Here is a 22,368-nt window from a genome sequence, read left to right as displayed (position 1 = left end):
GCGGGAGGAACCGGGAGGCCGAACATCGCTCGCCGTTCCGCCGCCCAACTGAGCACTTGCAACCCGTACCCAGTAGGGGTATAAGGCGGCATGCGCGACGACGTGAAGACATCAGTCAGGAAACGGCTCGGCCGGATCGAGGGGCAGGTACGCGGCCTTTCGAAGATGGTCGACGAGGACCGTTACTGTATCGACGTCGTGACCCAGATCTCCGCCGTGCGCGCCGCGCTTCGCCGGGTCGAAGAGGAGGTCCTGAAAGACCACGTCTCCCATTGCGTCGAGCATGCGATCGCGAGCGGCGATAAGGCGGATCAACGTCAGAAGATCACCGAACTGATGGCCGTCATCGGCAGGGCGGAACGCTGATGCAACCGTCAGTTTCCGGCTTGGCGTTCTCATTTTTCGCGGATATGGTCGCTCGATCGACTCGCGCGGCCCGAAGCAGCGAATCCGGAATGTTCGTCAAGCTCACCACGAAGCAGCGCAGGAAGGCCGGGTGGCTCGCCGCCCTGGTCTACATGCTCTGCATTCTGGCGCCGACGCTGTCCTACGCCCTGCCCGGCCAACATGCCGTCGTGGATTGCATGACGATCGAAGGTGTCGCCGCGGGGGCCATGCATATGCATGCCGTAGCGGAGCCGATGCCAGCCCATCTCGTTCACGATCACGCTTCCGGTCATGACGAGCAGGCCTCCGTCTCTCCGATTTCATCGGACGAGCAGGCTCCCACGAAGAAGAGCCCTCACCTGTCGGGGCAGTGCTGCGCCCTGATGTGCCTGACGATCCTGCCGGCTTCCATCGTCGAGGTTCTGGCCCCCTCCGCGCCGACTCTGATCCGCGTCGCGACGTCCTACGCCGCACCGACGGACAACGCCTCGGTCGTGCACTACCGTCCCCCCATCGCTTCCTGATCCGACCGTTTCGACGCGGTGCCTCGCCCCTCGCGGGCGACCCAGGCCCGTGGTCCGCCGTCATTTCAGGAAGAGAACATGTTTGCGCAGTTTGGGGCGAAGTTCGCCGCCGTTCGTTCGGTGGCCGAGAGACTATTTCATAAGCGGATGACAACCCTGGCCGGGCTCTCCGCAGCGGCGTTGACCCTGGGCGGGTGTCTACCGGCAACGGGTCCGCTATTGCTCGCGGATCCAGCCGACCCGACCGTGCCGGTGCCGAAAGTCGGCTATCGGTCGGTGGTCGGGCCGTACACGTCCATCAGGCCGGTGTCGCCGTCCGAATGGCGGCTGCGCAACGATAGCGTCGCTCCCTCGCCGAAATCCGGCGAATAGGAGCGCATCCATGCCGATCAAACACATTGCACGCAGCATTCTCCGGTACCGCGGACGCGCGTCGACCATCGCGCTCCTGGCCGCCGGTCTGTTTCTTTCCGGCTGCGCGAGCTTCTCGCCCGACAAGGGCATGGGCGTCGTCGCCGCCGTCACCGGCGACGCGATCCGCAAGGACGTCATTGCCATCCGCTCAGCCGACGATGCGCGCGTCGCCGACGAGACGATGAGATCGCTGAAGGCGCGCACGTTGACCGCGGACTCGGCGGTGCAGATCGCGTTGCTCAACAATCGGGGCCTGCAAGCGGTCTACAACGAACTCGCGCTCGCCGAAGCCGACATGGTCGCCGACAGTCTGCCTCCGAATCCTTCGTTCTCGGTGTCGCGGAGCGTCAGCGGTGGGTCGGTCGAGGTTTCGCGCCAGGTCGCCGGAGACATCCTCGCGCTCGCGACGTTGCCTTTCCGGTCCGAGATCGCGCGCGAGCGGTTCAAGCGCGCGCAGCTCGCTGCCGCCGAGCAGACGCTCCGGCTCGCGGCGGACGTCCGGGACGCCTATTACCGCGCGTCGGCCGCTAACGAGCTCGTCGCCGTTCTTGTCGAGGCGAAGACGATCGCCGAGTCGTCCGCTCAACTGGCGCAGAAGCTGGGCCAGACCGGCTCGCTCAACAAGCTCGATCAGGCGCGACAGCAGGCGTTCTACGCGGAGACGACGGCCGATCTGGCGTCGGCCAGACAGGACGCTTCGAGTTCTCGCGAGCGGCTCATCAGACTCTTGGGATTGTGGGGCACCGACACCGGCATCAGGATTCCCGGCAGGCTGCCTCCGCTCCCGCGCAGGCCTTCCAGCCTTCCTCTCATCGAGGTCCAGGCGGTGGAGCGCAGGCTCGACCTGCAGATGGCGCGCATCGATCTTCTCGGGCTCGCCAAATCGCTCGAACTCACGCAGGCGACGCGCTTCGTCACCCTGCTGGACATGTCCGGATCGCAGAGCAAGGAGCTCGGGGGACCGGGCCGCAGCCGCAGCGTATCTATCGACTTCCAGATTCCGATCTTCGACGGCGGCGAGGTGCGGGTCAGGCAGTCGGCCGAGATTTACAATCAGGCTTTCAACCTGCTGACGGAGAAGGCGGTCAACGTCCGCTCGGAGGCGCGCGACGCCTTCCGGACCTACCGGGCGACCTACGACGTCGCCTCACAGTATCAGCGCGAAGTGCTGCCGCTGCGGCAGGTGATCTCCGAAGAGATGCAACTGCGCTATTCGAGCATGCAGATCGATGTCTTCGCGTTGGTCGTCGAAGCGACGGCACGGATCGCCGCGCAGCGCGCGGCGGTGGCGGCCAAGCGCGACTTCTGGCTCGCGGACTCCACGCTGCTGACCGCCGTCAACGGCGGCGGACGAGGCGAAACCCAATCCCAATCGACGGGCACGACGACCGCGCAGGCGTCGGCCGGCGGAGGCCACTGATGAGCGATCCCATCCTTTCCCGACGAAACTTTCTCGGCACCGCGACAGCGCTCGCGGGCGCGGCCGCTATCTCCGGCCGAGCGCAGGCGGCGAGCATTCCCGAAGCGCCCACGATGGAGAAGGCGACGATGCAGCCGCCGCTGCATCCCTCGTCCGGCCCGGACTACAACCCGGTGGTCACGCTGAACGGCTGGACGCTCCCGTGGCGCATGAACGGCGACTGGAAGGAATTCCACCTGGTCGCCGAGCCCGTCGTCCGCGAATTCGCCGAGGGAATGAAGGCCCATCTGTGGGGCTACAACGGGCAGTCTCCGGGCCCAACAATCGAATGCGTCGAAGGCGACAAGGTCCGCATCTTCGTCACCAACAAGCTCCCAGAGGCGACGACGGTCCATTGGCACGGCGTCATCCTGCCGTGCGGCATGGACGGCGTGGGCGGACTGTCGCAGCCCCACATCCCCGTCGGAAAGACGTTCGTCTACGAATTCGAGATGATGCACAGCGGCACGTTCATGTACCACCCGCATTCGGACGAGATGGTCCAGATGGCGATGGGCATGATGGGAATGATCGTCGTGCATCCGCGCGACCGGAGCTTCAGGCCCGTCGACCGCGACTTCGTGTTCATCATGAGCAGCTACCTCATCGATCCCGGCACCTTCCTGCCGAAGGTCAGCGAGATGACCGACTTCAACATGTGGGCCTGGAACAGCCGGGTGTTTCCCGGCATCGACGTCATGCCGATCCGGCTAGGCGACCGCGTCCGCGTCCGCATCGGCAACCTCACGATGACCAACCATCCCATCCATCTTCATGGACACAAGTTCGCGGTCAGTTGCACGGACGGCGGATGGGTGCCCGAGAGCGCGGCATGGCCGGAGACCACGACGGACGTGCCGGTCGGCGCCATCCGCGCTTTCGACTTCGTCGCCGACAATCCCGGCGACTGGGCGTTCCACTGCCACAAGTCCCATCACACGATGAACGCGATGGGCCACAACATGGTGAACCTCATCGGCGTCTCCAAGAAGGACATCGCGAAGGCGATCGGCAAGGTCGCGCCCGACGGCATGGCGATGGGCTCGACTGGCATGGCGATGGGCGAGATGGAGATGCCGCTGCCGGACAACACGCTGCCGATGATGACGGGCTCGGGACAGTTCGGTCCCATCGAGATGGGCGGCATGTTCACCATCATGAAGATCCGGGAAGGACTGGCGCGCGACGACTACCGGGACCCGGGGCCCTATCAGTTTCCCAAGGGCACCGTGGCCTATCAGGTCGATGCGCCTCAAACCGCTCCCGCGCGACAGCAGAGCGAAAAACCAGCCGGCAGGACCGACATGAAGGCGATGAAGCACAAGGGCATGAAGGGCATGTGATGCCCGGCCCGATCCAGGAGAGACCGATGACGAGGACAGCGATGATGCGGGCGGCGGTGGTCGCCGCGGTGTTGGCATCCGGCGGCGCCGCGATCGCGGCCGGCGAGCATGCCGGTCACGCGCAGCGCGATGAGGGCTGGTCGACTGGCGAGCCGGGCGACGCGAAGAAGCCTGCGCGCGTGGTGCAGGTCACCATGACCGAGGCGAACGGGAAGATGCTGTTCGCGCCGGCGAAGGTCGAGGTCCGCAAGGACGAGGAGATCAGGTTCGTGCTCCGCAACGGCGGCGAACTCGAACACGAATTCATCCTCGGGACGACCGAGGAGAATCTCAGGCACGCCGCGTCGATGTCGAGGAATCCCGACATGGAGCACGACGACCCGAACGCCGTACGGCTGGCTCCGAAAAAGACGGGCGATCTTGTCCGGAAGTTCAGCAAGGCGGGAGAGTTCGAGTACGCGTGCCTGATACCCGGCCACCGCGAAGCGGGAATGGCCGGCAACGTCGTCGTCAAGTAGCAATCGAAAGGAAGACAAGATGATGAAGAACAGCAAACTCGCGGCGGCGATCGTCGCACTCTCGCTCCTGGCACCCGCCGCCGTGTACGCGCAGGACGCGATGGTGAACGGCGAGGTCAAGAAGGTCGACGAGGCGGCCAAGAAGATCACGCTCAAGCACGGTCCGATCAAGAACCTCGGCATGGACGAGGACGGCATGACGATGGTCTTCAAGGTCCAGGATCCCGCGATGCTCAAGCAGGTCAAGGCGGGCGACAAGGTGCAGTTCGTCGCCGAGCGCGGCAACGACGGCATCGCCATCACCAAGATCCAGAAGAGCAAGTGAACTGACAGGTGCCGCCGCCCGCAAGCGCGGGCGGCGGCACGGTCACGGCATCGGCGGTCCGCGGAGACACATCATGGCGACCACGGCAGACATCAGCGAAACGTCGCGCGCACCCGGCGAGGGTCTCTTCGTCTTCGATCGGCGCACCGACAGACTGGAAGGCGCGGGCGCGGCCGAGCGGATGGCGTTCGCCGTCCTGCGTCTCGGGTCCGTGCTGACCATGCCGTTCGGTCATCGCGGCTACAGACTGGGTTGCGCGGTCGTCGCCGGCGGCATGCAGCCGCGAGACATCGCGATCCGGCTGAACGACGACGCGGTCTTCTCAATCCCGTTCAGCGACGGCTACTGGAGCCGCCTGCTCAATCCGGGATACGACTACGAAGACGAGATCGAGCTGCTGCTGCGCGGGGCCGCCGCGGTCGACTACACTTTCGTCGATGGCGGCGCGAACTTCGGCTACTGGTCGGTCGTCGCTTCGAGCGCCCCGTTCGGATCGAAGGACGTCCTCGCGATCGAGGCGGCTCCGGCCAACGCCCGGCGCCTCGAATCGAACAACGCCCTCAACGGCGGACGGCTCCGGTGTCTGCATGCAGCGATCGGCCGGTCACCGGGGCATGTCCGGATCACCGGAGACCGACATGAAACGCTCGCGACCGAGCAGGTCGGGGAAGGCTGCGCGGATGCGGTGCGTCGGGTCTCGCTGGACGGTCTCGTCATGGCCGGGCAGATCGACGCCCGCAGGCCCGTCATCGTCAAGCTCGATGTCGAAGGCGTCGAGATCGACGCGATCGAAGGCGCGCGAGCCCTTGCCGCGCGGGATTGTCTGTTCATTTGCGAGGAGCACGGCAACGACCCGTTCCACGCCCTTACCAGACACCTGATGGGCCGCACGGCCTTGAGGGTCTACGCGTTCGATCCAACCGCAGGAAATTTCGTCCGCGTGGACGAACTCGCCGTCCTCGACCGCCTCAAGCGGCATCCTTGGGTCGGCTACAACGTGTTCGCGACGGCGAGTCCCCTTTGGGAAGAGGTCATCCGAGGAACGACCCGGGGGGGCGCCATGATCGCGACCGTACGCCCACTCGGCTCGCATGCACGGGCCTGCTCCGACATAGATCTCGAGCAAGCTCGCGCCGCACCCGCATCGACCTGCTGCCACGGGAGAACCTGAAGACGACGATGAGTAGTTCGAGCCGACACGACGACGCGGCAGCGCATGCCGCGCGACGGCCGGGTGCGTCCGCGGCGCGCGCCTAGCCGCCCGGTTGTTAGTTCGAACCTCGCCGGAACAAGGGTTTTCGGGCCCCGTTCAGCAAGCGTCGTCTTCAAACAAGGAGAGCATGATGACAAGAACCAACGCAACTACACTTCGTGTCCGCGCCTCGGCAATCGCAGTCCTCTGCGCGCTCGCGGTCCCCGGTCTCGCGCGGGCGGAGTCAGCGGACAAGGAATACAAGGCGTCGATGGACAAGATGAACGCCGCGATGATGAAGGGAATGGATCCCGATCCCACCAAGGCCTGGGCGAAGATGATGGTCGCGCATCATCAGGGCGCGATCGACATGTCGAAGACCGTCCTGAAGGAGACCAAGGATCCGATGATCCGTCAGATGGCCGAGAAGGGCATCAAGGAGCAGACCGAAGAGCAGAAGATGCTCGAGGAGTGGATCAGCAGCACTGATCCCGACCGAACCACGCAACCCGCGAGGACGCCATGATCGCACTTCCCTACGACTACTACCTGATCGCATGGTTCGTCCTCGCGGCCGGCTCGACCGCGTACGTCGCCTACGACCAGTTCGCCGGCAATCCCGAGCCGACGGTGATGAAGTGGGGCTTCATCCTCGTCACGCTGTACATGGGTCCGTTCGGACTGCTGCTCTACGTGCTTGCCGACAAGGAGCCGCGGCCGGGCGAACACGAAGAATTCACGTCGCCGCTCTGGAAGCAGGGCGTCGGCAGCACCATTCACTGCGTCGCCGGCGACGCGACCGGAATCATCCTTGCGGCGGTCGTGACGGCGTCGCTGGGGCTGCCGATGTGGATCGACCTGATCGTCGAATACGTCGCCGGCTTCTCGTTCGGACTGTTCGTCTTCCAGTCCCTGTTCATGAAGAAGATGATGGGCGGGACCTACTGGGAGAACGTCCGCAAGAGCTTCATGCCGGAGTTCATCAGCATGAACGCCATGATGGCCGGCATGGCGCCGACCATGAGCCTGCTGATGATGGGACGCGATATGCGCGCGATGGATCCGCTCGAACTCGCGTTCTGGGGCGTGATGTCGGTCGGCGTGATGGTCGGCTTCGCGGCCGCGTATCCGTTCAACGTCTGGATGGTGAAGAAGGGGATCAAGCACGGCCTCATGACCGAGCGCGGCGGTGGCGCGGCAGCAGACCGTTCGGAGCACGTCGCAAAGCCGGCCACGCAAGGGATGGATCACGCCAAGATGGCGCACGGCGGCCACGCCACAAGGGGGCATGGGACCGGCGGCCGGGCGGGCGGCGACGCGACGGTCCCGCAGCTCGCCGCGCTCGCCGGCGTCACCGGCTTCCTGCTTGTCTCGGGCATGGTCGTTCCGGGATTCTCGGTCAACCTCGGGCTCAGCGCCCGCGACGTCGACGGCGCCATCATGCCGCCCGGCATGGTCAACACGTTCGACCTGCCGGGCGAGGCGATGAAGGACATGGCCGCGGTCAAGCCGCGGCAGGTGACCTACGCCGCTCCGCCAGACGCCAAGGGCGACCAGGTGCTGAAGCCCCGTATGGAGAACGGCGTCAAGGTCTTCGACGTGGAAGCGTCGATCATCCGCTGGAACATCCTGCCGGACGTCGCCGTCGAGGCATACGCGTACAACCACCAGGTGCCCGGACCGAGGCTGGAGCTCACGGAGGGCGAGCACGTCCGCATCAACTTCCACAACGCGCTGCCGGAGAGCACCACGGTGCATTGGCACGGCCTGATCGTTCCGAACGAGATGGACGGACCGGCGAAGGTGACGCAGGATCCCGTCCCTCCCGGCGGCTCCTACACCTACGAATTCGACGTCGCCCAGAGCGGCACCTACTTCTATCACAGCCACGACCATCCGGACCGCCAGCAGGCGCTGGGACTGTACGGCGCGCTGCTGATCGCCCCGAAGGACCCGGCCGCGGAGGTGAAGGCCGATGTCGACTACACCATCCAGCTACAGGAATGGCTGAAGCGCGAATGGCGGACCTTCCCGGCCATGCTGATGGAGGGCGCGCTGCCGAACTACTTCACCATCAACGGCAAGGCGTATCCCTCGACCGACACGGTACCGATGAAGGTCGGCCAGACCATCAAGGTCCGCTTCATCGGCACGAACAACAACTTCGTGCATCCCATGCACATCCACGGCGGCCCGTTCCAGGTCGTCGCCGTCGACGGCGTGACGCTGAACGAAGGCGCCAGATATCAGGCCGACACCGTCAATGTCGGGCCGGGACAGCGCTACGACGTCGTGTGGACCGCGCGGAAGCCGGGCAAGTGGCTGGTCCACTGCCACATCCCCCATCACACGGCCAACAACAACGTCGAAGAGAAGGGCGGCGGAGGGCTCATGCTCGTTCTGGACGTCCACTGAAACCACCGATCGAACTCCGCATCACAGAAGGAAGAACCATGTTCAAGAAGACCACGTCGGCCATCACGTTCATCGCCGCGGCGCTCGGCTCCGCCGCCGCGCTCGCGCACCCCGAATTCCAGTCGGCCGAGCCCGCCGCCGGCAAGTCGTCGCCGGCGCCCAAGCAGATCCGCATCCTCTTCAACGAGAGCGTGATCCCGCAGTTCTCCGGCATCGAGGTCAAGGACCAGGCCGGAAAGACCGTCGCGGTCGGCAAGGCGAGCGTCGATCCGACGAACAAGAAGATGATGATCGTCCCCGTGAAGGACCAGATGGCACCGGGCGACTACAAGGTCGAATGGCACGCCGTGTCCGACGACACCCACAAGGTCAAGGGCACCTACTCGTTCGGCGTGGCGCGCTGATGATTGAGGTCGGCCTCGTCCTGTCTCGGTTCCTGCACTACGCGGCGTCGACCACGCTCGCCGGCGCCGCGTTCTTTCCCCTCTACGCCTACGCCGGCGCGGAGCCGGAGCGGCTGCTCCGCCGGCGGGGCAAGGTCCTGCTGTGGTCCGCCGTCCTCGCTCTGATCGCCGGCCTGGCATGGTTCGCGTTCGCGGTGGCCAACATGAGCGGGGCGCTTGTCGACGTGGTCGATCCGGAGGTCGTCGCATCGGTCGTCCGGGACACCGGCTTCGGCGCCGTCTGGACCGCCCGCACGCTCGTCGCCGCCGCGCTCGTCGCGGTCACCGTCCTGCCGCCGTCGCGGACGTCGTTGGGCCGCGACCTGCTGACCTCGTTCCTGGCCGCCGGACTGCTCGCGTCGCTCGCCGGCGCGGGTCATTCCCAGATGGAGGAAGGCTGGCAGGGGGCGGTGCACGTCGCCGCCGATGCGGCGCATCTTCTGGCGGCCGGTGCCTGGCTCGGAGGGCTGGTCCCGCTCGGCTTCATCCTGCTCGGCTACGGCGGGAAACCGGCGGAAGCCGGAGCGGTCGACGTCGACGGCGTGCTGATGCGCTTCTCCGGAATGGGCTACGTCGCCGTCGCGACGCTGGTCGGCACCGGACTCGTCAACAGTTGGTTCCTCGTCGGATCCGTCTCCAGCCTCGTCTCCAACGCCTACGGCTGGATCCTGATCGTCAAGCTCGTCCTCTTCGCCGGCATGCTCGCCCTCGCCGCCGCCAACCGCTTCTGGCTGGTGCCGGCGCTGGAGGCGGCCGGGCGGTCGGGCGCAGGCGCCTCCGAGGCGTGGCGAAGACAACTGCGGACGCACGTGCTGAGCGAGCAGGCACTGGGACTTCTTGTCCTGGTCTGCGTGAGCATCATCGGAACGATCAGGCCGGCGATCGGACAGTGACCGGCGACGACGGCCGCCGCTTGCGGCGGCCGTCAAACAAGGGAGGCCACGATGACCACCAGTGCCCACATGCGCAAATGCATCGACGAATGTCTCGACGGCTACAGGACGTGCTTCGGCATGGCGATGACCCACTGCCTCGAAAGCGGCGGCGATCATCTCGAGCCGTCCCACTTCAGGCTGATGATCGCCTGCTCGGAGATCTGCAGGACTGCGGCTCATTTCATGCTCATGAACTCCGCCCATCACCGGCATGTCTGCCGCGAATGCGCCGAGATCTGCTCCGAATGCGCCGCCGACTGCGAACGCATAGGCGGTATGGAGGAGTGCGTCAGGGCCTGCCGGGCCTGCGCCGAAAGCTGCCGCGCGATGGCGGCCTGACACCAAGGAAACCGGTTCGATCTCCGTCCGGCGCGGCTTCTCGGAGCCGCGCCGGACGGTCGGACGCGACGAAGGCGATGCATGACCACGAATGACGACAAGGCTCCGAAGGAGCGCGACCTCCGCCTCGACCTGTTCCGCGGACTCGCGAACTGGGCGATATTCCTCGACCACATCCCGAACAACGCCATCGCGTGGCTGACGACGCGCAACTACGGCTTCAGCGACGCCGCGGACATCTTCGTCTTCATCTCCGGCTACACGGCGGCGTTCGTCTACGCCCGCCGGATGGAGGTGCAGGGCATCGTCGCCGGCGCCGCCCTCCTGCTGCGGCGGGTGTGGCAGCTCTACGTCGCCCACATCCTCCTATTCGTGTTCTACGCCGCGGCGATCGGCTTCATCGCGCAGCGCGGACACTCCCACCTCCTCGACGAGTTCAACGTCAAATGGCTCATCGAACAGCCGGTGGCGACCCTGACTCAGGGGCTGGCGCTGAAGTTCAAGCCGCTGAACCTCGACGTGCTGCCGCTCTACATCGTGCTGATGGCGTGCTTCCCGCCGCTGCTGGCGGTCATGAGACGCTTCCCCGACCCGGCGCTGGCGGCATCCGCGATCCTCTACCTGACGGCCCGTTGGCTGGGATGGAACCTGCCGGCCTGGCCGTCGGGCGACTGGTATTTCAACCCCTTCGCCTGGCAGCTTCTCTTCGTCATCGGAGCCTGGGTGGCGATGGGAGGCGGCCGGCGCGTGCGTGCCCTCGTCATGTCCGGTCCGATTGTCGTCATCAGCGGCGCCTATCTGCTTTTCGCGATGGCCGTGACGCTCGCCATCCGCTTCGAGGTCGACGGGCTCTTTCCTTCCGCGCTGATCGGCCTCTTCGACCCCAACGACAAGACGAACCTGGCGCCCTACCGCATCCTGCACCTGCTCGCCCTCATGGTCGTCCTGGTGCGGCTAGTCCCCAAGGACTGGCGGGTGCTGCGGTCCGCAGCGCTCCGACCGCTCGTCGTCTGCGGACAGCGGTCGCTGGAAGTGTTCTGCGTCGGCATCTTCCTGTCATTCGTCGGGCATTTCATCCTCGAGATGTGGTCGAACGCCTTTCTCACGCAGGTGGCCGTGAGCGTCGCCGGGATCGCGGCGATGACCGGGGTGGCCTTCTACCGGACATGGTCTCGCACGCTCGACGCGCGGACGCCATCGGGGCCGTCGGCCGGATCCGCAGGACTTCACGCCGAGGGAGCGACGAGATGAAACTACGATGGATCGCCGGCTTCGCAGCCATCATGGTCGCGTTGGGGGCATCTGCCTTCTACGTCGCCTCCGGGGTCTACGATGTCGGCGCGGACACGCCTCATTGGGACGTCACGCGGGCCGCCATCGAGACCTTCCGCGACCACTCGATCGCGGTGAGGACCCGCGACATCAGCGTTCCCGACCTCGGCGACGAACAGGTCGTCCTGAAGGGCGCCGGCCAATACGCCGCGATGTGCGTGAACTGTCATCTCGCGCCGGGCATGAAGGGTTCGGAGATCCGGCCGGGCCTCTATCCGCAGCCGCCCAACCTGTCGGAGAAGCGCGTGGAGCCCGCAAGGGCCTTCTGGGTCGTGAAGCACGGCCTGAAGATGAGCGGCATGCCGGCGTGGGGCCTCGGCCACGACGACGCCGCCATCTGGAGCATCGTCGCCTTCGTGAGCAAGCTTCCGGGACTGTCGGAGGAGCACTACAAGCAGATGGTCGCCGACGCCCCGCCGGACGAGGAGATGGGCGGGATGAAGATGGATGGCGAAAAAGCCGCGACGGGCGGCAAGCCGGCGCAGGACGAGAACGGCGCGAAGCCCGAGCGCGGCCACCAGCATTGATCGCGCTGGCGAGCGAGACGAGGGATGTGAAGGCAGAGGACGTACGACGGATGACATCGCGGGGAAGCGAGGACCGTTTGAGGAGTTCGATCGAGGCGTGGCGGGCCGATCCCGGCGCGACCTATCGGACGTGGTTCCTGTGGGAAGAGCGCCTGAAGAACTTCCGCTCCATCCGCCGCGGCATCGAACAGGTCGTGCGGCAGATCGAGGACCGATCTTTCGGCAACGTGTACAAGGGATCCTCGCTCGAGGTCGCCGTGAAGTCCGTGGCCGAGCAGCGTCAGATGTTCAAGGGCGCGGATCACGCGTTCCTTTGGAAGCCGAAGCTTCGGATCCCCGACATCTACGAAAATGCCGACAACCAGCGTGCTTTCGGCCGCTTTCTCGACACGTGTTGCTGCTGTTCGACGGAGGAGCAGGTGCTGCAGGCCGTGACGGCGCTCGACGCCCGTCGCATCAAGGGGCTGGGCCCCGCGGCGGCGAACCTGCTGTACTTCCTGCATCCCACGATCGCCGTGCCGTTCAATACCGCCATCGTCAAGGGATACAACGCGGTCACCGGTTCGCGGACGAAGCTCGGAAGCTGGCCGGACTATCTGGCGATGCGCGCCGGGGTGCTGCGGCTCAACGAGAGGCACAGGGATCTGCTGTCCAACGATCTCGGCGCCGTCGCCGGATTTCTGTTCGACGTCGGCACCGGCCGCTATCCCGCCCCGCCGCTCGACGAGGCCGAGGCCGTCGCGGTCTGGGAGCGCGATCTGGCCGCCGTGCGCGAGAAGGCCGCCGAACATGCGCCGGCCCGCGAAGCGGAAAGCGATCGGACCCACACCGAGATGCAGGGCCTGCTGCGCGATATCGGTCTCGGGCTCGGATACGACGTCTGGATCGCCGCCAACGACCGCAACCGCGCCTACGGGGGCGGTCGGCTCTCCGACGGGTGTGCCGGCGATCTCCGGCCCTTCGACGGCTCGGCGGGAATCGACGCCGTCAGGCTCATCGACGTGCTCTGGCTCGACAGGCGGGACGGCGCCATCCACGCCGCGTTCGAGGTCGAGCATACGACCTCCATCTATTCGGGCATCGTGCGGATGCTCGATCTGGCGCTCGGCCCCTGCGGCAATCTGCTGAAGGGCATCTTCCTCGTCGCCCCGGATGCCCGTGAGGCCGAGGTTCGCGCGCAGATGGCGAGGCCCGCCTTCGCCGCCGTCGTCGATCTCGACGTCCGCTATCTCTCCTACGGCGAGCTCGACCGCCATCGGGATTCCATCATCCGCTTCGGCGAGGGTCTGAAGGCGATCCGCTCGATCTCCAAAAGTCTGCCATGATGCGCGAGGGCGGTCTTCGTCGGAGGCTCATGACCAGCGCGAGAACGAAGCAGTTCATAACGAAGGGAGTTTTCCATGCATGAATTCGAATTTCCGACGCGCCGCCGCGCACTGGCGCTGCTTGCGGCCGGCGTCGCAGTGTTTCCGGCGTCGTCCCGCGCGGACGCGACTGCGGTGCTGGTCCACAAGGATCCGGACTGCGGCTGCTGCGGCGGATGGGTGGAGCACCTGCGGAGCGCCGGGTTTGCCGTGACGGTCGAGGAGACCGGCGACCTCAAGGCGGTCCGGACGCGGCTCCGCGTGCCCGCCGCCCTGGCATCCTGCCACACGGCGGAAGTCTCCGGATACGTGATCGAGGGCCATGTGCCCGCGCAGGCGATCGGACGGCTCTTGGCGCAGCGCCCGGCCGTCCTGGGACTTGCGGTCCCGGGCATGCCCGCCGGATCGCCCGGCATGGAAGGCGGAACGCCCCGACCGTACGATGTCCTGACCTTCGGAGCCGACGGCCAGAAGCCGTTCATGCGCTTTGTCGGGGCAAACAGCGTCGGCTGACGCGACCGTTCCGCACTGACGCATCCGGACCGTTTATGTCCCGACCAACGGGGCCTGCAGTAGTGTACCCCGTCGATAGGCGCGCCACGCAACCAGGCTTGACATAAAGTGCCATTGGCACTAGAAGATATTTGGAGGGATTTGCATGCCAGTTTACGCCGCCGTCGTTTCAATACCCGAAGTGATGAGTGGGGACCCCTGCATCAGCGGAACGCGGATCGCAGTGGCTTCCATCATTGCGAACCTGAAGGCAGGCGATAGTGCTGCCGAGATCCACGCGGCGTATCCAACCCTTCCCGAAGGCGCCGTCGATGCCGCCGTCCGATGGGCGGACGAAAATGGGATCGCCTGGCGCAGTTGATGGACGCAACCTCGAAGGTCCTCATCGACGAGTGCCTCACGCCGGAGCTTGTCCTCATCGCAAGACAAGAGTTCAGGTTGGCGGCGACCTACGTGCCTTGGCTCGGCACGCCGCCCCGAGGGACGGCTTCTTGGCAGGATCCCGATATCGTAGAGCGTATCCGCACCGAAGATTGGATGTTCGTAACCAATAATCGCCGCGACTTCGTCAACAAATACTATGAGAGGGCGGACGTCGAGCTCCACTCCGGCCTCATCGTCATCCTCGAGAAGATCGACAGACGGACCGAACTTCGTCTTTTCCGAGCGGTGATGGATCATATCGCCGGGATGTCGGACACCGTGAACAAGCTCGTCGAGATTGACGGTTTGGGCAACATCCGCGTCGCCGAATGGCCGGACACGAACAACGTCGCGAATCCATGGGCGGATCCGTTCAAATGGTGACGAGGGAGATCGCGCCGGAAGATCTCGCACGGATTGGCCGAGCCTTGTATGCCGGCGCCTCTTACAATGGGCGGACTTCCTGGCAGTCGTGGTTGGCGGACGGATTGGCCGTGGACGGTGCGACAGTGCGCAGATGGCTGATGCCCGAAGGGGTCGCATCGCGCAGGGCCGTCCCGCCGACCGTGGCGACGTTGCTGCTCGCGTCGGAAAGGATATCCGGTGAGTTGAGGATGGCAGACCAGCCGCGGGGCACTCTAATCGTGGACCGCATGTCTGACATCGTCGCGCGGGCATCTCGAACGGTAGCGGTCGGATCTATCGGAGACCATTCCCGGACGGTCCATACGATCCTCCCCGAACCTCGATCTTAATGGCGCCCCCCGCCGCCGGCTTAAGCCGCGGACACAAGCATCGACATTCCCGGAGCAGCGCACGGTTCTCGCCGGATTATATGGCAGAAGCCGAACTCGTCAGGCCGGTCAGTCCAGTACGGAGATCGTTTCCCGACGCACTCGAACAGACTGTCCCGGGCATGCCCGCCGGATCGCCCGGCATGGAAGGCGGAACGCACAGGGCGTACGATGTCCTGATGTTCGGAGCCGACGGCCAGAAGCCCTTCATGCGCTTTCTGGGCACCGAAATCGCGTCCTGAACGGAGGCGGTTAACCAGGTGGCCGTTTTGTAGACCCGCTGGCGAAGACGTGAACCGACGGCCCTTCCCTGCATCCACCGCCCGTGTGATGGTCCTGTCATGGATATTCGCCGCACCATCGGTCGTCTGCTCGCGGTCTTCGTGATCGCCGGGCTCGCGTTCGCGCCGCTGGTGACGCCGGCGGCCGCCGAACGGGTGACCTCCGCCGCGACGGGCGACATGTCTGCCATGTCGGCTGACATGCCGTGCTGTCCCGACGAGCAGAAGAGCGACGGCTGCAAGGATTGTCCGTTGCTTGCCTTGTGCATGCTGACGGTCGCCCAGGCGGATCCGTCGGCGTCGAACGGCATCCGGATATCCTTCCAGGTCCGGCGGCTCTCGTTCGCGTTCGACGACCTTGCGGCCGACGGCCTCGTCGGCGACCCTCCGGACCATCCTCCCCGAACCTCAACCTGATCGGCGCCAAAACGCGTCTGCTGCCGCATCGGCCCAAGGCCGTGCGGATGAACATGCATGCCGCTGTTCGCGGTAAATCAGGACATCGAGGATCTCAGAATGAAGAGCTACAATTCCACGCGTGCCCTCCGGGCCGCGGCGATCGGCGTTGCCTTGGCCGCCGGCGCCACCACCGCCCGCGCCGACGTCAAGGACTACGAATTCCAGTTGGTCGACAAGACCGTCAAGAAGGGCGAAGCGGTCATCGCCGTCCGCCTCGTCCACAAGCCGGACGGCAAACCGGTCCCTGACGCCGTAATCTTCGCCAAGCGGCTGGACATGGCTCCGGACGGCATGGAGTCGATGAAGACCACCATCGATGCGATGCCTAGCACCGAGCCGGGAGTCTACAAGTTCAAGGCCGCCGTGACGATGGAAGGCGGCTGGCAGTTGTCGCTTGGCGCCAAGGTCCAGGGCGAGACGGGAACGGTCGAGAACAAGCTCGTCCTGAAGGCGACGCCGTGACACCGGCGGCCTCCATCGCGCGTTTCGCGATTGTGGGAGCGACCACGGCATTGCTGTGGTCGTATCCCGCCGCCGCTGCCGAGCGGAACGAGCTCGGTGCCACGGTGGAAGGCGTCGTCGCTTTTGCCCGGCGCCTCAATCCGACGGTCGCCGCCGCGTCGCTCGATTTCGACGCGGCCGTGCACAGGATCGGAACGATGGGCGTCATGGCCGATCCGACGCTCATCCTCGAAGCGTGGGACGTCAATCGTCAGGGCGTCGGACAGCGCCGCATCGGCTTCGACCAGGAGATCAAGCTCTGGGGCAAATACGGCCTGGAGCGCGACATCGCGCGTTCGGATGCCGACGCCGCGAAATTCCAGGGGCGCGCGACCGTCGTCGAACTGGTCGCGCAGGTCGTGGCCGCTCACGGCGAATACAACGCCGCCTATGAAGCGATCGGCATCGCCACCGACATCAAGCGCCGCTACGACGAGATCCTTAGCCTATTGCGTTCCCGGTATGGCACGACGTCGGTCGACCAGCAGGACGTCATCAAGGCCGACATCGAGGCGGCCACCGCCGAGGGTGATCTCGTCCGCCGGCAGGGCGAACTGAAGTCGGCCGCGGCGCGCCTCAACGCCCTGATCGGCCGCCCGTCGATGGCGCCCTTGGCGGCGCCGACCGGATTCCGGATCCTCAAGGCGGTCGGTCTCCCGCAGGCCCAGGCGCTCGGGCGGTCGGCTAACCCGATGCTGGGGCTCGCCGGCGCCCAGAGCAGTTCGGCGGCCCAGACGAAGTCGCTGACCGATCTGAACTACTACCCCGACGTCAACGTCGGGGCGAAGTACGTTCAGCGGCCTGGCGTGGAGGACACCGGCGAGTTCACGCTCGGGGTCAAGTTGCCGCTGCACTACTACGTCAAGGATGCCGAACAGCGCGCGGCTGGCGCGCGTCTCGGCGCCGCCCAGGCCCGCAGCGAGGCGCTGCGGCTCCGGATCGACGGGCAGATCGCGGATGCCTGGTTCGGCGTCGACGCGCTGCGCAAGGTCGTCCAGATCTACGCGTCCCGCCAACTGCCGCCCGCGCGTTCCTCGGTCGACAACGCCAGGAACAGCTTCCAGGCCGGCTCGTCCGATCTCTCGTCGGTCTTCGAGTCCGAGCGGAGGTATCGCGCCGTCCAACTCGACCTGCTCAAGCTCAAGGTCGAACTGCAATCGAAATACGCCGAACTCGAGCGGCTCGCGGGAGGTTCGCTATGAAGCGTTCGTCGACCTTGTTTCTGATCGCCGCGGCGGCGGCGATCGCGGGCGGCGCCGGCCTGGCGCTCGGCCGGTCGAACCATCCGCTGCCGGCTTGGCTGTCGGCCGTCCTGCCTGCGGTCGCCGGCCCGGGACCCGCCCGTCCGGCGCCGACCGGACCGGTCGTCTACTACCGCGATCCCGACGGTGCGCCCAAGTATTCGCCGGTACCGGCGAAGACTTCTTCGGGCAAGGAATATCTGGCGGTCCTGAGCAGCGAGGACGTGAGCTTCGAGGAAGCGCCGCAGCCCGTGGCCGCGAAGGGTGCCGAGCCCGGACGCATCAAGTTCTACCGCAATCCGATGGGTCTTCCGGATACCTCGCCGACGCCGAAGAAGGATTCGATGGGTATGGACTATCTGCCGGTCTACGAAGGCGAGCAGGACGACGACTCCTTGGTCAAGGTCAGCGCGGGCAAGCTCCAGAAAGCGGGCGTGCGGACCGAAACGGCCGAATTCCGCACCCTCAATACGATGGTCAGGGCGCCCGGAACGCTGCAGCAGGACGAGCGACGGGTGTCGGTCGTATCGCTCCGCTTCGAAGGTTTCATCGACACCGTCGCGGACGTCACCACCGGCTCGCACGTGCGCAAGGGCCAGCCCTTGATGCGCCTCTACGGGCCGAACCTGTCGAGCGCCGCCGCCGAATATCTGTCGGCGCTGAACGCACGGAGCGACGCCGGGATCGGCGGCCAGGCGCTGAAGGGCGCGCGCCGCCGCCTCGAGAACCTCGGTGCACCCGACGCCTTCATCGCGGACATCGAACGCACGCGGGAGATTCCCGTCTACCTGAACTGGCCCGCGCCCCAGGACGGCGAGATCGTCGAGCGGACCGCCGTCAACGGCATGCGGGCCGCACCGGGCGACATCCTGTTTCGGATCATCGACCGCGGCGTGGTTTGGGTGATGGTCGACGTAGCTGAGCGGGATCTGGCGCTTCTGGAGGTCGGTCAGAAGGCCATCGTGCGGCCCCGGGCGTATCCGGACCGCCCGTTCGCCGGAAAGGTGACGGTGATCTATCCGAACCTGAGACCCGAGACCCGCACCGCGAGGGTCAGGATCGAACTGCCCAATCCGGACGATGTGCTGCGGCCCGACATGTACGCGGACGTGGAGATCGCCACGGGGACGGAAGCGCCCGTCGTGACCGTGTCGAGCAGCGCCGTCATCGACAGCGGCGAGCGCCAACTGGTGCTCCTCGACAAGGGCGACGGCCGGTTCGAACCGCGGGCCGTGAAGCCCGGACGCCGTGGTGACGGCCGGGTGGAGATCAGGGAGGGCCTCGAAGAACACGACAAGGTGGTCGTCTCCGCGAACTTCCTGATCGACGCCGAAAGCAACCTGAAGGCCGCGCTCAAGGGCCTCGACACCGGGGAGAAAGCGCAATGATCGCGCGCCTCATCGACTGGTCGGCCCGCAACCTGATGCTGATCCTGATCGGAACGGTCTTCGTCGTCGCGGGCGGCCTGTACGCCGTGCAGCATTCGGCGCTGGACGCGATTCCGGACCTCTCCGACACCCAGGTGATCGTCTATACCGAGTATAAGGGCCAGGCGCCGCAGGTCATCGAGGATCAGGTGACCTATCCGTTGACGACCGCCATGCTGACGGTCCCGAAATCGAAGGTCGTCCGCGGCTTCTCGTTCTTCGGCGTTTCCTTCGTCTACATCATCTTCGAGGACGGCACCGATATCTATTGGGCGCGCTCCCGCGTGCTCGAATACCTGAACGCCGCTGCGCGCAAGCTTCCCGCCGGCGTCACGCCGACATTGGGCCCGGACGCCACCGGGGTCGGCTGGGTCTATCAGTATGCGCTGCAGTCCAAGGACAGGTCGCTTGCGGACCTTCGGTCCATCCAGGACTGGACCATCCGCTACGGCATCTCGAAGGCCGAGGGCGTCGCCGAAGTCGCAAGCGTCGGCGGCTTCGTCAAGCAGTACAACATCGTGGTGGATCCGAACCGCCTGAGATCGCTCGACATCCCGCTGGCGAAGGTGCGGGACGCGGTCCGCGGCAGCAACATGGACGTCGGCGGCCGCACCGTGGAGCTCTCGGAATTCGAATTCGTCGTCCGCGGTCGGGGGTACGTCAAGAGTCTCGCCGATCTGTCCAACATCGTGCTCAAGGTCGACAAGGGCACGCCCGTGCTGCTGAAGGACGTCGCGCGCATCGAGCTCGGTCCGGACGAGCGGCGCGGCATCACCGAACTCAACGGCGACGGCGAGGTCGCCAGCGGCATCGCCCTGCAGCGTTTCGGACAGAACGCGCTCGACGTCATCGACAACGTGAAGACGCGGCTGGCCGAGATGGCGTCGGCACTGCCCAAGGGCGTCGAGATCATACCGGTCTACGACCGCTCCGACCTCATCCACAGCGCCATCGAGACGTTGAAGCGGACGCTGACCGAAGAAAGCATCGTCGTCGCCCTGGTCTGCATCGTATTCCTTCTGCACGTGCGCAGCGCGCTCGTCGCCATCGTCATGCTGCCGGTCGGGATCCTCATGGCGTTCGGCGCCATGAAGCTGCTCGGCATCGGTTCCAACATCATGAGCCTGGGCGGCATCGCGATCGCGATCGGTGCGATGATCGACGGCGCCATCGTGATGATCGAGAACGCGCACAAGCATCTCGAACGCGCCCCGCCCGACAAGCCGCGGCTGGAGGTCCTGATCGAGGCCGCGAGCGAGGTCGGACCGGCATTGTTCTTCAGCCTCCTGATCATCACGGTCTCGTTCCTGCCGATCTTCACCATGGAATCCCAGGAGGGCCGGCTGTTCAGCCCGCTGGCGTTCACCAAGACGTTCTCGATGGCGGCTGCTGCCCTCCTGTCCATCACCCTGGTCCCGGCGTTGATGGTGCTGTTCGTGCGCGGCAGGATCGTTCCGGAGCACAGGAATCCCATCAACCGCTTCCTGATCTGGGTCTACCGGCCCCTGATCCGCGGCGTGCTGAAGGCCAAGACTCTGACGATCCTGCTCGCGCTCGCCGCGCTGGCGGTCAGCCTGTGGCCGGCGCGGCAACTCGGGACCGAGTTCATGCCTAGCCTGAACGAAGGCACGTTGATGTACATGCCGACGACGTTGCCGGGCCTGTCGGTGACAAAGGCGGCGGAGATCCTGCAGACCCAGAACAGGATCATCAAGACGTTTCCGGAAGTGGCGTCGGTCTACGGCAAGGCCGGGCGCGCCGAGACCGCCACCGATCCGGCGCCGACCGAGATGTTCGAGACGATCGTCAACCTCAAGCCCAAGGAGCAGTGGCGTCCGGGAATGACCGTCGACGGCGTGATCGCCGATCTGGACAAGGCGCTGCAGTTCCCCGGCGTCTCCAATGCCTGGACCATGCCGATCAAGGCGCGCACCGACATGCTGGCGACCGGCATCCGTACGCCGATCGGCATCAAGGTGCTGGGGACCGATCTGGTCGAAATGGAGAAACTCGCCCGCCAGATCGAAACCGTCGTGAAGGCCGTGCCAGGCACGTCGAGCGCCTATGCGGAGCGCGTCATCGGCGGCTACTACCTGGACGTCGTTCCAGACCGCGAGGTGCTCGCGCGATACGGCCTCATGATCAGCGACGTGCAGGACACGGTGTCGTCCGCCCTGGGCGGCGAAACCATTACCACCACCGTGGAAGGCCGCGAGCGCTACGGCGTCAATCTGCGGTATCCGCGCGATCTGCGCAGCGATCCCCAGTCGATCGCCCGGGACGTCTTGGTTGGGTTGCCCGGCGGGGGCACCGTTCCCCTCGGCGAGGTCGCCGCGATCAAGCTGACGCGGGGGCCGACGTCGATCCGGACCGAAAACGGCCAGCTCGCGGTCTACATCTTCGTCGACATCCGGGACCGCGATCTCGGCGGCTACGTCGCCGACGCCAAGGCGGCCGTTGCCGCCAGCGTCCAGTTTCCGCCGGGAAACTACGTGGTCTGGAGTGGGCAGTTCGAATATCTGGAGCGGGCGACGGCACGGCTCAAGATCGTCGTGCCCGTCACGCTGCTGATCATCTTCCTGCTGCTCTACCTGAATTTCCGGCGCCTGACCGAGACGCTGATCGTGATGCTGTCGCTCCCGTTCGCGCTCGTCGGCGGGCTGTGGCTGATGTGGTGGCTCGGCTTCAACTTCTCCGTCGCGGTCGCCGTCGGCTTCATCGCGCTGGCCGGCGTCGCGGCCGAGACCGGCGTCATCATGCTGATCTATCTCGATCACGCGATGAAGGAGATCCAGGCGGCGCGGGCCGCCGAAGGCAAGCCGTTCACGCGTTCCGACCTGAACGCGGCGATCATGCTGGGGGCGGTCGAGCGGGTCCGCCCGAAGATGATGACCGTCGTGGCCATCATGGCCGGCCTGATCCCGATCCTGTGGAGTACAGGGACCGGATCGGAAGTCATGCAGCGCATCGCGGTGCCGATGATCGGCGGCATGATCTCGTCGACCATCCTGACGCTCATCGTGATTCCGGCCGTCTACGCCCTCATCAAGGGCTTCGGTCTGCCCCGAGACCCGGGGGCCGAGGTGCCTGAAGCAAAGCCCGACGGTGCCGCCGGGCTGATGGATCGGTCTGACCGATCACAGGCGGCCGAATGAGGCCCTGCGGGCTTACCGTACATCTTCGTCGGATTTCGGCTTTTTTCGCGGTCGCCT

At 65.8% G+C, this 22,368-nt stretch carries 25 protein-coding genes; 24 read left to right on the top strand and 1 reads right to left on the bottom strand.

Going from position 1 to position 22,368, the window contains the following annotated elements; translation table 11 throughout:
- Positions 1–90: 90 nt before the first annotated feature.
- The 19 genes from AC1RQ5_RS01475 (at position 91) to AC1RQ5_RS01385 (ending at position 14,837) form a co-directional block, all read left to right on the top strand.
- Positions 91–366 carry a metal-sensitive transcriptional regulator gene (locus tag AC1RQ5_RS01475; RefSeq protein ID WP_493196831.1) on the top strand — a complete coding sequence of 92 codons (276 nt, stop codon included), beginning with the start codon at positions 91–93 and terminating at the stop codon, positions 364–366.
- Positions 367–455: 89 nt separating this feature from the next.
- The gene (locus tag AC1RQ5_RS01470; RefSeq protein WP_493196830.1) at positions 456–911 is read left to right on the top strand and encodes a hypothetical protein; all 456 of its coding nucleotides are present in this window, start codon (positions 456–458) and stop codon (positions 909–911) included.
- Positions 912–989: 78 nt separating this feature from the next.
- Positions 990–1,283: a hypothetical protein gene (locus tag AC1RQ5_RS01465; protein WP_493196829.1), complete on the top strand. Its 294-nt coding sequence runs from the start codon at positions 990–992 to the stop codon at positions 1,281–1,283.
- Positions 1,284–1,293: 10 nt separating this feature from the next.
- Positions 1,294–2,745, top strand: a complete 1,452-nt coding sequence (locus tag AC1RQ5_RS01460) for a TolC family protein (RefSeq protein WP_493196828.1) — start codon at positions 1,294–1,296, stop codon at positions 2,743–2,745.
- A gap of 11 nt (positions 2,746–2,756) precedes the next feature.
- Positions 2,757–4,127, top strand: a complete 1,371-nt coding sequence (locus AC1RQ5_RS01455; protein ID WP_493203256.1) for a multicopper oxidase family protein — start codon at positions 2,757–2,759, stop codon at positions 4,125–4,127.
- Positions 4,128–4,153: 26 nt separating this feature from the next.
- Positions 4,154–4,645: a cupredoxin domain-containing protein gene (locus tag AC1RQ5_RS01450; RefSeq protein ID WP_493196827.1), complete on the top strand. Its 492-nt coding sequence runs from the start codon at positions 4,154–4,156 to the stop codon at positions 4,643–4,645.
- Positions 4,646–4,667: 22 nt separating this feature from the next.
- Positions 4,668–4,970 (top strand): copper-binding protein, encoded by a 303-nt coding sequence (locus AC1RQ5_RS01445; RefSeq protein ID WP_493203254.1) that lies wholly within the window; start codon positions 4,668–4,670, stop codon positions 4,968–4,970.
- A gap of 73 nt (positions 4,971–5,043) precedes the next feature.
- Positions 5,044–6,141: an FkbM family methyltransferase gene (locus tag AC1RQ5_RS01440; protein ID WP_493196826.1), complete on the top strand. Its 1,098-nt coding sequence runs from the start codon at positions 5,044–5,046 to the stop codon at positions 6,139–6,141.
- A 172-nt stretch (positions 6,142–6,313) separates the two neighbouring features.
- A complete protein-coding gene (locus AC1RQ5_RS01435) occupies positions 6,314–6,688 on the top strand; it encodes a DUF305 domain-containing protein (RefSeq protein WP_493196825.1) in 375 nt (124 codons plus the stop codon).
- A complete protein-coding gene (locus AC1RQ5_RS01430; RefSeq protein WP_493196824.1) occupies positions 6,685–8,577 on the top strand; it encodes a multicopper oxidase domain-containing protein in 1,893 nt (630 codons plus the stop codon). Before AC1RQ5_RS01435 ends, AC1RQ5_RS01430 begins: the two co-directional genes overlap by 4 nt.
- Positions 8,578–8,615: 38 nt before the next feature.
- Complete coding sequence (copC, locus tag AC1RQ5_RS01425; protein ID WP_493196823.1) at positions 8,616–8,981, top strand: copper homeostasis periplasmic binding protein CopC; 366 nt, start codon at positions 8,616–8,618, stop codon at positions 8,979–8,981.
- Positions 8,981–9,913, top strand: a complete 933-nt coding sequence (gene copD, locus AC1RQ5_RS01420) for a copper homeostasis membrane protein CopD (protein WP_493196822.1) — start codon at positions 8,981–8,983, stop codon at positions 9,911–9,913. The genes copC and copD overlap by 1 nt, the downstream gene beginning before the upstream one ends.
- A 51-nt stretch (positions 9,914–9,964) precedes the next feature.
- On the top strand, positions 9,965–10,294 hold the full coding sequence (locus tag AC1RQ5_RS01415; protein WP_493196821.1) for a four-helix bundle copper-binding protein: 330 nt from the start codon (positions 9,965–9,967) through the stop codon (positions 10,292–10,294).
- Between the two features lie 81 nt (positions 10,295–10,375).
- On the top strand, positions 10,376–11,545 hold the full coding sequence (locus tag AC1RQ5_RS01410; RefSeq protein ID WP_493196820.1) for an OpgC domain-containing protein: 1,170 nt from the start codon (positions 10,376–10,378) through the stop codon (positions 11,543–11,545).
- Entirely contained in the window at positions 11,542–12,153 is a 612-nt protein-coding gene (locus AC1RQ5_RS01405) for a c-type cytochrome (RefSeq protein ID WP_493196819.1), read from the top strand. Before AC1RQ5_RS01410 ends, AC1RQ5_RS01405 begins: the two co-directional genes overlap by 4 nt.
- A gap of 50 nt (positions 12,154–12,203) precedes the next feature.
- Positions 12,204–13,478: a type II restriction enzyme NmeDI-related protein gene (locus AC1RQ5_RS01400; protein ID WP_493203252.1), complete on the top strand. Its 1,275-nt coding sequence runs from the start codon at positions 12,204–12,206 to the stop codon at positions 13,476–13,478.
- A 75-nt stretch (positions 13,479–13,553) separates the two neighbouring features.
- Positions 13,554–14,030 carry a DUF411 domain-containing protein gene (locus AC1RQ5_RS01395; RefSeq protein ID WP_493196818.1) on the top strand — a complete coding sequence of 159 codons (477 nt, stop codon included), beginning with the start codon at positions 13,554–13,556 and terminating at the stop codon, positions 14,028–14,030.
- Between the two features lie 145 nt (positions 14,031–14,175).
- Positions 14,176–14,391: a DUF433 domain-containing protein gene (locus AC1RQ5_RS01390; protein ID WP_493196817.1), complete on the top strand. Its 216-nt coding sequence runs from the start codon at positions 14,176–14,178 to the stop codon at positions 14,389–14,391.
- Entirely contained in the window at positions 14,391–14,837 is a 447-nt protein-coding gene (locus AC1RQ5_RS01385) for a DUF5615 family PIN-like protein (RefSeq protein WP_493196816.1), read from the top strand. Before AC1RQ5_RS01390 ends, AC1RQ5_RS01385 begins: the two co-directional genes overlap by 1 nt.
- 61 nt (positions 14,838–14,898) lie before the next feature.
- On the opposite strand, the gene AC1RQ5_RS01380 is transcribed toward AC1RQ5_RS01385, so the two are convergent.
- On the bottom strand, positions 14,899–15,108 hold the full coding sequence (locus AC1RQ5_RS01380) for a hypothetical protein (RefSeq protein ID WP_493196815.1): 210 nt from the start codon (positions 15,106–15,108) through the stop codon (positions 14,899–14,901).
- A 480-nt stretch (positions 15,109–15,588) separates the two neighbouring features.
- On the opposite strand from AC1RQ5_RS01380, the gene AC1RQ5_RS01375 reads away from it, so the two are divergent.
- The 5 genes from AC1RQ5_RS01375 (at position 15,589) to AC1RQ5_RS01355 (ending at position 22,311) form a co-directional block, all read left to right on the top strand.
- Positions 15,589–15,945 (top strand): hypothetical protein, encoded by a 357-nt coding sequence (locus AC1RQ5_RS01375; protein WP_493196814.1) that lies wholly within the window; start codon positions 15,589–15,591, stop codon positions 15,943–15,945.
- Positions 15,946–16,044: 99 nt separating this feature from the next.
- Complete coding sequence (locus tag AC1RQ5_RS01370) at positions 16,045–16,449, top strand: FixH family protein (protein ID WP_493196813.1); 405 nt, start codon at positions 16,045–16,047, stop codon at positions 16,447–16,449.
- Positions 16,446–17,690, top strand: a complete 1,245-nt coding sequence (locus tag AC1RQ5_RS01365) for a TolC family protein (RefSeq protein ID WP_493196812.1) — start codon at positions 16,446–16,448, stop codon at positions 17,688–17,690. The genes AC1RQ5_RS01370 and AC1RQ5_RS01365 overlap by 4 nt, the downstream gene beginning before the upstream one ends.
- The gene (locus tag AC1RQ5_RS01360) at positions 17,687–19,117 is read left to right on the top strand and encodes an efflux RND transporter periplasmic adaptor subunit (RefSeq protein ID WP_493196811.1); all 1,431 of its coding nucleotides are present in this window, start codon (positions 17,687–17,689) and stop codon (positions 19,115–19,117) included. The genes AC1RQ5_RS01365 and AC1RQ5_RS01360 overlap by 4 nt, the downstream gene beginning before the upstream one ends.
- Positions 19,114–22,311, top strand: a complete 3,198-nt coding sequence (locus AC1RQ5_RS01355; protein WP_493196810.1) for an efflux RND transporter permease subunit — start codon at positions 19,114–19,116, stop codon at positions 22,309–22,311. The genes AC1RQ5_RS01360 and AC1RQ5_RS01355 overlap by 4 nt, the downstream gene beginning before the upstream one ends.
- Positions 22,312–22,368 lie beyond the last annotated feature (57 nt).

The organism is Tardiphaga sp. GW821-FHT12E02, from assembly GCF_058807155.1.
The sequence above is the reverse complement of the archived record's forward strand: the minus strand, read 5'-3'. Positions and strand labels throughout refer to the sequence as shown.